Annotated in this window: 10 protein-coding genes and 1 tRNA gene; 6 read left to right on the top strand and 5 right to left on the bottom strand. The window is 60.1% G+C overall.

Annotation, left to right across the window (positions count from 1 at the left end):
* The first annotated feature begins 25 nt into the window (after positions 1–25).
* Positions 26–901, top strand: coding sequence for an HpcH/HpaI aldolase/citrate lyase family protein (locus JX292_RS00480; RefSeq protein ID WP_204860299.1), 876 nt, complete (start codon positions 26–28; stop codon positions 899–901).
* 107 nt (positions 902–1,008) lie between these two features.
* Here JX292_RS00480 and JX292_RS00485 read toward each other — a convergent pair whose 3' ends face one another.
* The gene (locus tag JX292_RS00485; RefSeq protein ID WP_204860300.1) at positions 1,009–1,245 is read right to left on the bottom strand and encodes a hypothetical protein; all 237 of its coding nucleotides are present in this window, start codon (positions 1,243–1,245) and stop codon (positions 1,009–1,011) included.
* Between the two features lie 121 nt (positions 1,246–1,366).
* Positions 1,367–1,441: transfer RNA gene (locus JX292_RS00490), tRNA-Thr, on the bottom strand.
* Between the two features lie 290 nt (positions 1,442–1,731).
* Here JX292_RS00490 and JX292_RS00495 point away from each other — a divergent pair.
* Both JX292_RS00495 and JX292_RS00500 read left to right on the top strand, forming a co-directional pair.
* Positions 1,732–2,502, top strand: coding sequence for a DsbA family protein (locus JX292_RS00495; protein ID WP_204860301.1), 771 nt, complete (start codon positions 1,732–1,734; stop codon positions 2,500–2,502).
* Positions 2,502–3,290, top strand: coding sequence for a spermidine synthase (locus JX292_RS00500; protein ID WP_204860302.1), 789 nt, complete (start codon positions 2,502–2,504; stop codon positions 3,288–3,290). Before JX292_RS00495 ends, JX292_RS00500 begins: the two co-directional genes overlap by 1 nt.
* A 121-nt stretch (positions 3,291–3,411) precedes the next feature.
* Here JX292_RS00500 and JX292_RS00505 read toward each other — a convergent pair whose 3' ends face one another.
* Positions 3,412–4,386 (bottom strand): EamA family transporter, encoded by a 975-nt coding sequence (locus JX292_RS00505; protein ID WP_204860303.1) that lies wholly within the window; start codon positions 4,384–4,386, stop codon positions 3,412–3,414.
* A 163-nt stretch (positions 4,387–4,549) separates the two neighbouring features.
* Complete coding sequence (locus JX292_RS00510) at positions 4,550–5,611, bottom strand: EamA family transporter (protein WP_204860304.1); 1,062 nt, start codon at positions 5,609–5,611, stop codon at positions 4,550–4,552.
* A gap of 271 nt (positions 5,612–5,882) precedes the next feature.
* Here JX292_RS00510 and JX292_RS00515 point away from each other — a divergent pair, with 271 nt between their 5' ends.
* Positions 5,883–6,761, top strand: coding sequence for a di- and tripeptidase (locus JX292_RS00515; RefSeq protein ID WP_204860305.1), 879 nt, complete (start codon positions 5,883–5,885; stop codon positions 6,759–6,761).
* Between the two features lie 110 nt (positions 6,762–6,871).
* Here the strand turns inward: JX292_RS00515 and purB are convergent, their stop codons facing one another.
* Entirely contained in the window at positions 6,872–8,305 is a 1,434-nt protein-coding gene (gene purB, locus JX292_RS00520) for an adenylosuccinate lyase (RefSeq protein WP_204860306.1), read from the bottom strand.
* Positions 8,306–8,711: 406 nt separating this feature from the next.
* On the opposite strand from purB, the gene JX292_RS00525 reads away from it, so the two are divergent.
* A complete protein-coding gene (locus tag JX292_RS00525; protein ID WP_204860307.1) occupies positions 8,712–9,317 on the top strand; it encodes an ABC transporter substrate-binding protein in 606 nt (201 codons plus the stop codon).
* 39 nt (positions 9,318–9,356) lie between these two features.
* Positions 9,357–11,798, top strand: a complete 2,442-nt coding sequence (locus tag JX292_RS00530) for an extensin (RefSeq protein ID WP_204860309.1) — start codon at positions 9,357–9,359, stop codon at positions 11,796–11,798.
* The last annotated feature ends 41 nt before the right edge of the window (positions 11,799–11,839 follow it).

The raw sequence follows: 11,839 nt of genomic DNA on the forward strand, positions 1-11,839 counted from the left end.
CGATTGACGGAAGAAGTCACACACCATGTTTGAATTCCATCGAAACGAGCGCGCCCGCCAGCTGCGCCCCAGCCTCTCCCGCTCCTGGCTCCTTGTGCGCGCCAACTCCTCCGAAGAAGTCTTTGAAGAGGCCTTCGAATCCGAGGCCGACTCCATCATTATCGACCTGGAAGACGGTTGCCCCGCCGAAGAGAAGGACGCCGCCCGCGAACAGGTCGTCCGCATGCTGAACTCTGGCGTGGTCGCATGGGTGCGAATCAACGCCATCACCACCGAACACTGGTGGAAGGACGTCAAGGCCCTCAAGAACGTCAAGGGCCTGCGAGGCGTCATGCTCGCCACCGCAGAGCACGCCACCGACATCGACCGCACCGCCGCCGAACTGCCCGCCGGTACCCCCATCATCGCGCTCATTGAATCGGCCCTGGGCGTGCACCACTCGGTCGAAATTGCTCGCGCCATCGGCACTTTCCGCCTGGCCTTCGGTGCGGGCGACTACCGCCGTGACACCGGTTCCTCCGCAACCCCCATGGCGCTCGCCTACGTGCGTTCACAGCTGGTGATTGCCTCCACTCTGGGTGGTCTGCCCGGCCCCATCGACGGCCCGACTCTCGGCGCCTACGGCGGGGACCTCTCCAAAGCATGCGGCTTCGCGAGCGACCACGGTATGACCGGCAAGATCACCCTGGACATCCGCCAGGCAGAGACCATCAATGCGGCCTTCTCGCCCAGCGAGGTCGAAATCGAAGAAGCCCACCAGATGCTCGACGTGCCCCTCGACGGCCCCCGCGACGGCTCCTACCTGCCGCGCTACCTACGCGCCAAGAAGGTCAAGGAACTCGCCAAGGTCTACGGCCTGTGGGGCAAGACCGACAGCGACTTGCAGCGCGCATCCAAGTAACGCGCCGACCCTATAACGGAGGCCGCGCATCCGATTCCTCAAAGGGATTCGGATGCGCGGCCTTTGGTTTAACGCGCGGGTCGGCAACCAGAGGATGTGCTCGGCGGCTAGTTACGCGGGGAACGTCCACCCGTGAGAGCATGCGCGGCAACGTAGGACGTCACCAGAGAAATCACGATGGGGACCAGGAACGAGGTGTCGTCCTCATAGACGGCGCGGTAGAAGAACCAGACCGCCAGCGAAATAACGAGCGCCAGCACGTAGACAATGGCGAAACGCACGGTAGGGGTGAACGGTGCGCGCTGCGAGGAGCCCTTGCGGGCAGAGGTACGGGACGAAGACATGAGGCCTCCCGGAATAGAGCGAGCTGTCGGATGCCTCGGAACGAGGCCGGAGCCTCGTGTGCCGAAGACGATACTAAAAACCGCCGCAACACACCGGAAACCGGCCTTGTTACGGCGGATGTGGAGCCCCCAGTGGGATTCGAACCCACGACCTTTTCTTTACGAGGGAAATGCTCTACCCCTGAGCTATAGAGGCACATACGCTACCTGCCGCGTTAAGACGGGCTTTCCACGGAACAGTGCATACCCCGCAATAGTACCAAAAAGGCAGGGGAGAGGCGAATTACTTTCAACACCGGCCCCGTAGCTGGGAGCAGGCGGCAGAGAGCCTATGGTATGCACTGCATTCACCCCGCACACCCGTCCGAAGACAGGGAATGTTCAGGGCAGAGGCATACAATAAACCCTATACCCACGGCGGCTGACAGCGTTTTGACACGCCCCAACCACAGGTCGGCTGCCATCCACTGATAGAGAGGAACCACCATGACTTCACCCCTCAACCGTCGCACCCTGCTACTGGGCGTAGTACCCGCCGCCGCCCTGGGACTGAGCGCATGCAGTTCCAGCTCCTCCCAGTCTTCTTCGGCGGCGTCGGCATCTGCGAGCGCCTCAGCAGGTGGTTCGGCAAGCACTGCCGCAGCATCGGCAAGTGCATCTGCGAGTGCTTCGGCATCCACTAACCCTTCGGCTACTGCTTCGGCAGCCGCTGATGACGGCTACGTCGGCTTCCGTCTCAACCGCGAAGTACCCGGCGCAGGCACCGCAACTCTGTACACCGACTACCAGTGCCCCTACTGCGCCAAGGCAGAACCCAAGTTCGAAGAGGCCGCCAAGAAGCTCGACGGCATCATGAACGTGACCGTGCGTAACATGCCGCTGAACATGCATGCCAACGCCGTACCCGCCGCGCTCGCCGTACAAGCTGCTGAGGCGCAGGGCAAGCACCTTGAAATGGCTGATAAGCTCTTCGCCACCCAGAACGACTGGAAGGGCATCAGCGAACGCGATAAGCTGCGCACCCTCTTCAACAACTACGCCAAGGAACTAGGCCTGAACACCGAAGAGTTCAACAAGGTCCTGGTTGCCTCTGAGACCGTCAAGCCCATTCAGCGCGACTACGAGCACGCCGTCAAGATTGGTGCGAAGGGCACCCCCACCTTCGCCGTGAACGACAAGGTCGTTGAGGGCCTGGACTCCTCCTCCTCGGTAGATGACCTGGTCAGCACCTTCAAACGTGAAGCTGGCGTGAAGTAGTGGCGCACATTCAGCTCTCCGGTGGCCAGCGCGCCGAGATTCACCCCGACGGGTTCAGTGACCACGGCTACGTCCTCGAAATCGGTGGCGCTGAGCAGTCCCACGTGGATATTGCGGACCCCTCCTACGTGTTCTATGAATACCTGCGACGCATCGCAAACACGGTGGATGCGCTCGCACCCGCCGGCGAACCCATCACCGCCGCACACCTGGGGGCTGGCGCCCTCACCCTCGTGCGCTATATTCAGGCGACCCGCCCCGGCTCCCGCCAGGTTGCCGTGGATATTGAACCCGAGCTGATGGGCTTCGTGACGGACCGTCTGCCGCTACCCGCCGGAACTGACTGCCAGCTGGTGGTGGGGGATGCCCGCGAGCAGTTAGCGAACCTGCCGGAACTGCTGGGCGTGCCCGGCTTCGATGCAATCATCCTCGACATCTTCACCGGCATGGACGCGCCCGCCCACCTGGCAAACCGCGACTTCTACCGCGAACTCAAGGACGCCCTAAGCGAGCGCGGCGTGGTCGCTATCAACGTGGGTGACGACGAGGGTCTGCCCTTCTTCCAGTTGCAGGCAACCGCCATGCTGGAAATCTTTGAGCACGTGTGGTGCCTGTGCGAAAGCTCGATGCTCAGCGGGCAGAACGAAGGCAACCTCGTGCTCATTGGCACCGCCCGCGAGCTGGATGAGGACACCCAGGACTGGCTGTACGCCCTGGGCCCGCATCCGGCGGAAGTGCTCACCACCGAAGAGTTGCGTGACCTGCTGGACGAGCTGGCTGAGAACTAAAACTTGAAACATAAAACCGTTGAGGCGGGTACTAACTAGGTACCCGCCTCAACGGTTTTATTTATGGGTTTTCTCTATGCTGCGCTCCGGCGGAATTTTGGTTTTACTCGGGACTTTGGCTTTACTCGGGTAGCGGCACGGGAACGGGGTCTTCGTCCTCATCCTCCTGCTTGGGGGAACCGCCCTTTGTAGTGGTCAGCGTAATACCCACACTCGCCGTCATGAGCAGGCAGATTGCCACCCAGCGCATCGGGCCGGTCTCCTGGTTCAGCAGCGCCCAGCCGGCAATCGCCGCAATAGCGGGCTCCACACTCATCAGCACACTAAACACTCGCTCCGGTAGATGGCGCAGAGCCATCAGCTCCGCGCTGTAGGGAATCACCGAAGCAAACATGGCGGTACCAAAAATCAGGAGAATCAGCTTGGGATCCTGCACTGCATTCCACAACGGCTGAGGAGCCGGCACCATTGCCGCCACCGGAGTGATAAAGGCGGCACCAATGAGCATCGCCACCGCCAAGCCGCTTGCCCCCGGAACGAGAGCGCCCACCTTCGCACTGGAGCGAATGTACAGCGCCCAGAAAACGCCAGCAATCAGAGCGAAGGCTAAGCCTAGGTAGTCGGTATCTTTACCAGCTGCTGCCTCATAACCGAGTACCAGCATGCCTGCCAGGGCGCAGAGAACCCATACACCGTCGCGGAGCCTGCGCGTCAGCATGGATGCCAAAGCCAGCGGCCCCAAGAACTCCACCGCCACCGCCAAACCAATAGGGATACGGTCAATCGCGCAGTAGAAGAAACCATTCATCAGACCGAAGGCCATACCGAAAGTGATGACGGCACGCCACTGCTCCTTCGACCACGACAACGCACCCGGCGGCATCGTTCCGCCACGACGGGCACGCCAGCGAGCAGCCAACCACACGGCACTACCCACCACGAGAGAAGCAACAGCCAGGCGGCTCACGCTAATAGCGAGCGCACCAAACAGCGGGAAAAGAGTCACCGCGAAGGCCGCACCGAACTGCAAGGAAGAGCAGGACATCAGGACAAACATAATGCCCAGCGCGGGGCGTTGATGCGCGGTATGCGACAAGGTTTTCCTCTCTGCGCCTCATGAGGAGGCGGTGCTTTTCGACGTGCGTGCCGGTTGTGCTAGGGGGTAGAAGGATAAAAGTATCCCCCGGACAACACGAGATACTATCCTACGTGGTGTCCGGGGGCGTAAGAAACCGGTGACACGCTTTAAGCTCAGCCGATTAGAGGCCCTTCGCCTCACGGTCAGCCTCAATTTGGCTAGTTGAGGGGAGCGTAATGGAACTGGTCGCCATCTGCGCAATATCCACTGCGTGTGTATCCACAGCACCCGGTAAGAAACGCTCACCCTCCTCCAGGGTGCCTTCTTCCTGCGCCTTCTTCTGTGCACGAGCGTGAGAAATCGAAATACCTATGCTGGCGGCTACAAGCAGGGCAATAGCAACCCAACGGATCAGGCCCGTCGGCTCAGACAGCATCACAATACCCACCGCCGCGGCAATCGCCGGCTCTAAAGACAGCACCACACTGTAAATATGCGCGGGCAACAGGCGCAACGAAGACACTTCACCTAGCGCCGGAAGAGCAGAAGCAACCAGGCCCATCAGGCAACCAATAGCGAGTAGATGAATATCCTGGGTGACCTTCAGCAGGTTATTACCGCTAATCAGGAACGGGAACGGCAGAACTAACAGCATCGAAACCGCGTTACCCATGACCATGCCACCCATACCCGGGATGAGCGCACCCACCTTCTCTGTGGCCAGAATGTAAGCAGCACGCGAGACAGCGGTGAGGACCGAGAAAATCACACCCATCAGCGCGAAATCTTCAGGCTTAGCCTGCGATTCAGCCGTCAGAATCGCCATACCTGTGAAGGACAGTGCAATCCACACCAAGTCCAGTTTGCGGCGTGAAAGAGCCGTCGCCAGCACCAACGGGCCCATGAACTCAATAGCCACCGCAATCGCCAGAGGAACCTGCTCAATAGCCACGTAGAAGAATGCGTTTGCACCGCTCAGAGCGACGCCTAAGACGATAACGGTTAGCCATTGTTGGCGGTTCCACGAACGGATTTGAGGGCGAAAAAATACCCACAGCAGCATAGTGGAAACCATAAGGCGCAGGGTCACCACGCCCCAGGGCCCCAAATCGCCCATCAGCTGCTTGGCAAGAGCCGCACCGAACTGTGCCGAAATAATCGCACCGGTCGCGTAAGCAACACCCAGCCCTTGAGTCATCACGGGGGAACGCGCAGCATTGGGCGTAGGGGTGGAAGAAGTCATAATCATCCTTATAGTCCAGAAGAGGCATTAGCCGCTATCTGTTATCAGGCGCAACCCCGAATCGTCGTGAAACGGGTCACGCACTATGCAAACAATGAATAGTGTGTAATCTACGACAATTTTACGTACTTTAAAATTGGGCGCAAATACCGACCAAAACACCCTAACAAGCCACCGCAACCCACACGCCCTCAGTGAAATTTACCCCTCCTACTCCACCATAACCACCCATATCCAGGAAATATTCACCCAGCCGTGATTTACTGAGAGCATGCTTGACCCGAAGAAGTCTCTATTCGATGAAGACGGCAACCCCCGTCCCGCACTGACCACCACCCTTGACAACGTCCTACGCATGCAACGACCGCTCGCGCTGTCCATCGTCAAGAAGCTACGCGAAGCACACCCCAACGAAACTCCCGCCCAAATCCACAAACGCCTCGACCGCAACTACCTACGCGACATCACCGCCATCGGCGGCGTCACCGGCGCATCCGCATTCGTTCCCGGTATCGGTACCGTCACCTCCATGAGCCTCTCCGCGCTCGCCGTCGGCGGCTATATGGAACGCACCGCCCTCTACGCCCAAGCTGTTGCCGAGCTACACGGCGTGCAGGTACACGACGCTGAAACCGCCCGCTCCATGGTCATGGCCATCATGCTCGGCGAAGAAGGCTCGCAGCTCATGAACACTGTGCTCCTGCAAACCGGCAAAGCAAGCGGTGTCTCCAGCAAGTGGGGCATGCTGCTGGGCAACTCCTCCGGCGGCAAGATGTTCAGCGTCGAGCGCACCATCCGCAACCTGTTCATCCGCCGTTTCCTTTCCCGCCAGACCGGCGCACTACTCGGCCGTGCCCTACCCTTCGGCGTAGGTGCTGTCGTCGGCGGCGGTGCAAACCTGGCACTCGGCAAGGACGTCGTGCGCAATACCCACCGTGCTTTCGGCGATGCACCCGCGTACTTCCCCTCAGAGCTCATGATTACCCCGCGCGCACCCCGCGTGCAGGACAGCTCCGAAGGCACCTCAACCGGTGTGGCTGGCTCTCTCCTCAAGGGAGTCAAGGACGCCGGAAAGGCAGCCGGTAAAGTCTTCAGCCGCGGCAAGGGCCACGACGCTGAAACCGGCCACCGCCGCATGCTCGACCGCTAAACCCGCTGGCTAGCAGAACATAGCAAAGACCAACCACACAAAAGACCCCGGATCCCTGAACACAGGAACCCGGGGTCTTTAGTATTTATGCCGTTAGAGGGCGCTACGGACTAGGCGTTCTTCGCGTGATCGAGCAGCTGAGCCGCAATGCCGTTGTAGGTGTGCGGAGTCAGAGCCGACAGGCGCTCCTCAGCCTCGGGGGAAAGACCCAGAGTAGCCACAAACTCCTTCAGGCGAGCCGCATCCACGCGGTGACCGCGAGTCAGCTCCTTCAGACGCTCGTAGGGGTTCTCCATGCCGGGAACACCCGCGATAGCCTCCGCGCGCATCACCATCTGGATTGCCTCGGCCAGAACCTCCCAGTTGGAGTCCAAATCGGCGGAAATCACGTCGGCCGCGATGTCCAGGCGCTTCAGGCCCTTCACCACATTCGAGATAGCCAGAACCGAGTGACCGAAGGCCACGCCGATGTTGCGCTGAGCCGAAGAATCGGTCAGATCGCGCTGCCAGCGGGAGGTCACCAGGGTAGAGCCCAGCGAATCCAGCAGAGCGTTAGAGAGCTCCAGGTTAGCCTCCGCATTCTCGAAACGAATCGGGTTCACCTTGTGCGGCATGGTGGACGAACCGGTCGCACCAGCCACCGGAATCTGGCGGAAGAAACCAATCGAAATGTAGCTCCACACATCGGTGCAGAGGTTGTGTAGCACGCGGTTGAAGTGCGCGATATCCGAGTACAGCTCGGCCTGCCAGTCGTGCGACTCAATCTGGGTGGTCAGCGGGTTCCAGGTCAGGCCCAGGTGCTCAACGAAACCGCGAGAAATCTTCTGCCAATCGGCGGTGGGAACCGAGGCGTAGTGCGCGGCGTAGGTGCCGGTCGCACCGTTAATCTTGCCGAGGAACTCGGTAGCCTTCACGTGCTTGACCTGGCGCTTCAGACGGTAGGCGAGCACGCCCATCTCCTTGCCCAGGGTGGTCGGGGTTGCGGGCTGACCGTGGGTGCGCGAGAGCATGGGAACCTCGCGGCCCTCCTCGGCCAGGTTCAGCAGAACCTCAATCAGCTCCTCGGCGGCGGGAATCCACACGTTCTGCACGGCATCCTTGATGCCCAGAGCGTAGGAGAGGTTGTTGATGTCTTCAGAGGTGCAGCCGAAGTGAACCAGCGGCACCAGACGGTCCAGGCCCAGGCCCTTCAGACGGCGACCGATGTAGTACTCGACGGCCTTCACGTCGTGAACGGTCACGGCCTCGATCTCGGCCAGCTCGGCCACAGATTCGGCGTTGAAATCGGTCACGATGGCGCGCAGGCCCTTCTTCTGCTCCTCGCTCAGCGGGGACAGACCCGGCAACACTTCGTGCTCGCACAGGTAGATGAACCACTCGACCTCAACGTGGATGCGGTCGCGGTTCAGAGCGGCCTCGGAGAGGTAGTTCGTCAGGGGTGCGGTGACGGATGCGTAGCGTCCGTCCAGGGGGCCCAGAGCGAGTTCGCCGGTACCCAAATCGATACGGCCAGAAGGCAGGATGGTGTTATTGGTGTGAGACATAACTCCATTTTCGCATGGATTGCCGGAAAATGCGGGCGGGGTGTAGGACGGTGGGTGACCGGGCGGCGGCCAGAGTGGTGATTTTGGCGGCGACTCGGGCAGCGACTTGGGTAACGGCTTGAGCGGCGCAGATACGGGACCCCCAACTCAACGGGTATGCGTGTTCTCGACTCCCGGGGAAACTTTGGGCAATCTTTGTGCGGAAATATGACGGCGATGGAGGCTGTGGATAAAACACTTTACGGGGGTATTGACCCCGAATCTGTACGGATTTTTCGTTTTATGGGGCTGATATCCACAGGTAGCCAAAAATCGGAAGGCGAACTACCGGCCCAACCATAGGCTGGAACCAAAACCACACCCGCTAAGCCGGTACCCACAACCGGCCCCTCCGAAAGGACGCGCCGTGCCCACCTTCATCGACCCCACACCGCCCTCCCCGCCTCCGGGAACCCCCAACCCGCCCAGCACCGCGGATATTCTGCGTACCGCCGGCCACATGGGCATCGGCTCAGCGGCCGGGCGTGCGTTTGCCGCATCGCTCCTCGCTGCCGCCGCCTTCGCCCGTGCCAAAGGCGCCGAACTGTCCGCACGCATGCGCGCCGAGGCCCACGAAATACAGGGGGTCTACACACGCACCGGTGAGCTTGGAACCGAACACTGGGCTTCCGAGGCGGGCCGCGCCTTCCGCAAACAGCTCGAAAGGCACCGCGACAGTATTCGAGACAGGGCGCAGATTGCTGAGAACACGGCAGCCGATATCGCTGCTGCCGCTGAAGAACTCGCTACCGAACTCACCGCCAAAGCCCAGGGCATTACCGCCGCAGCCGCAGCCCTCGACAATCTCCTCGGATCCCTTGCAGATACCGCCGCCGATATCCTCGACCCCGGAAAACTGGAAGACCTCGTGGCCCGCCACGCGGGGTCTGCACAACACGAGCTTGACGCCCTCATGCACGTCAGTCTCCCCGAAGGGCTCAATGCGCTTGTTAACCGCCAAACTGGCCATTAGGCCACCGCACCTCACCGTGAATTGCCGCTAGGAGAACCCATGACCAACGCAACGTACGCCCTTCCCGTCGAGGGGAGCGGCTCAGCCTTCACCGGGGCAACCATCACCGTCACACTGGAAGAGATGCCCCTCATCGCCGATTCCCTCACCCACGCCAGCCAAAGCTGTGCTGAACGCCCGGTGCCCATCTCGAGTATCGGTGCAGAGACGATGCTCTTTCTCGGGGTCAACGCGCGCGCCCGGCAGGCCAGTGGCCAGTGTGCCGCGCTGGCCGGCGGGATGGGTGAAAGCGCCGCTGAGCTGGTGGCTACAGCAACGGCCGTGCGCTACGCCCACAGTGCCTACCTGCAGGTCGAGAATACCGTCGCAGGCTGGTTTGATTCCATGGGCATTGCAAAGGACGGCACGCTTCCTGACGGGGTGGCGACGCGAACCCACATTCGCGGCGCCCTCGCTGGCGACCCCGGTGAGAGCCTGTACCTTATCCGGCTGACGTTACCCGAGCTTGGGTACTTCTCAGCCTATTGGGTATTGCCTCATTCACCTGTAGTAGCAGCCATTATCTTCGGCTTCACTGCCTACATGGATGCCAAATGGAATCCCGAAATTGCTCGTCAGCGTATTGCTGGGCGACTCTCCGCTGTAACAAAAATACCCCAGGGAATCATTGAAAAAGTCTTGGCCGTAGGCGGAGTTGGAATCGTTGGACCCCTCCGTGATCCGGATTCTGATAAGAAAGCGCATAACATGCGCACTGCCTCAGCCGACGATTACGGGGTCAGCGCACATTCCGGCGAGAAGGACCGTCTCACGGTGGATGCTAGCGCTGAACGTCTGCAAGCGGCTGCTAAGGCGCAGGACCAGGAGTTTGAACGTTCCCAACAGGACCCGACTAAGGGCGAACGCGGTGCCGTGCTCGTCACCGTCATGTACGAAGCAGGACACGAAGGCGACCCTGCCTATGCCCTGTACATCGTGAGTATTCCGGGTACTAACTTCTCTTCCCTTGGTGGGTCTCCAATGGATATCCCTGGGGCTCTTCGCGAAGCACTGGGTAACGATACTCTAGAGAACCCCGCCTATCAGATGGTTTTACAGGCTCTACGTGATGCCGGAGCACCTCAGGGTGCTCGTGTGTACATGGAGGGCTTCAGTCAGGGAGGCATGATTGCCTACAACATGGCGAATAGCACTGAAGTCGCTAAAGAAATCAACATTGTGGGTGTCTACGCACAAGCCTCCCCGCTACGAGGTCTACCGGCTAAACGTCGTGACTTTGCCGTGGATTACGTGGAAGGAGATGGAGACTGGGTTCCTGACTCTGCGTTGAGGACTGAGGGAGGCTGGCGTCCCGATGAACGTGATACCGCAATTACGGTCTCAAATTTCAAACATGACGGCGGGGCGTATAGGGAAACCCTGCAACGTGAAGGATATGGAAACCAGACTCTGGGCGCTCTCAGGGCAGCCATGGGCAATAAAGGTTACGTGCAAGGGGAACAAAAGGTTACCTCGGGCTCCGCTATGCCAGATGGTTACAAGCCTGAAGAACGTCTGAACGAGTATGGATTGCGTGGAGACAGGTACGCTAAACAGGCTTTTGAAGCCGGGGTGCAACTTGATCCTCGAATTGTATACGAGGTCCCAGACCAACTAACAGATGGAGCACTGCACCGAGTAGATAGCGCAGTGCGAGACGGTATCGAAAATACACAGCAGAAAATCGAAAATACCGTGGCAGACGTCCAATGGGGCATGGAGATTGCCAAGCAGAAGGTCGAGGGTCTTCAACGAGAAGCCGGAGAAACCGCACAGGCGATTGTTGAGCAAATCCCTGCCGTTATCGAGGCTGTTGAGAAGACCATCTCTCATCCCGATCCGAATCCGCCGCAGGAGCCTCAGAACCCGCAACCTGCATGGCCCGAAACCTCTGTGCCGCAGATGTCGAATTTAGGTTCCTTGCCCGCGCCCAACCTTGCACCTGCACAGCCCGTGCTGTCAGCCGCAAGCACAAAGCTGCTGGGCTCCAATACCGAGGCTTCTGCCAACCGTGGATTCATCGTCAACGCACCGCAGGACACTCAGCCCGTCAGCCGCATGCCCATGGCACCGGCCGAGGACATCGACCCCGGATTTATTGTGCGCCCAGAAGCACAACCCACCCTTGGGAACGTCGCACCCCGCCTCATTCATGGCCTCCCAGCCGCGGTTGAATCGCTACCCCGAATTGGTGACCTCATAACGGCCACACCGCATATGGTTGGTGCTAATAAGCAAGGCGGAGACTACGACGGAGGCGAGTCACTCATTCCTGCCCTGCCGGATTTGAAGCCTGCGCCCATGCCGATGACACCGGCCGATGACATCGATCCGGGGTTCCGCACGCCAATTCCTCCCGAGGCGATTGATCCGGAGCTGGTGCACCCCGCACCGGAGCCTCGGCATGTAATCGCAGCTGAGAGGGAACCGGCATTCGCCTAGCGGAGAGTGTAGCAGATGAGGTGGCGGAGACCGGTATAGGG

Origin of the sequence: Rothia mucilaginosa (assembly GCF_901875305.1) — a bacterium.
GTDB lineage: Bacteria > Actinomycetota > Actinomycetes > Actinomycetales > Micrococcaceae > Rothia.

Coding starts and splice junctions, on each gene's coding strand:
- JX292_RS00480 (WP_204860299.1), top strand. CDS start 26: ATGTTTGAATTCCATCGAAACGAGCGCGCCCGCCAGCTGCGCCCCAGC.
- JX292_RS00485 (WP_204860300.1), bottom strand. CDS start 1,245: ATGTCTTCGTCCCGTACCTCTGCCCGCAAGGGCTCCTCGCAGCGCGCA.
- JX292_RS00495 (WP_204860301.1), top strand. CDS start 1,732: ATGACTTCACCCCTCAACCGTCGCACCCTGCTACTGGGCGTAGTACCC.
- JX292_RS00510 (WP_204860304.1), bottom strand. CDS start 5,611: ATGACTTCTTCCACCCCTACGCCCAATGCTGCGCGTTCCCCCGTGATG.
- JX292_RS00515 (WP_204860305.1), top strand. CDS start 5,883: ATGCTTGACCCGAAGAAGTCTCTATTCGATGAAGACGGCAACCCCCGT.
- purB (WP_204860306.1), bottom strand. CDS start 8,305: ATGTCTCACACCAATAACACCATCCTGCCTTCTGGCCGTATCGATTTG.
- JX292_RS00530 (WP_204860309.1), top strand. CDS start 9,357: ATGACCAACGCAACGTACGCCCTTCCCGTCGAGGGGAGCGGCTCAGCC.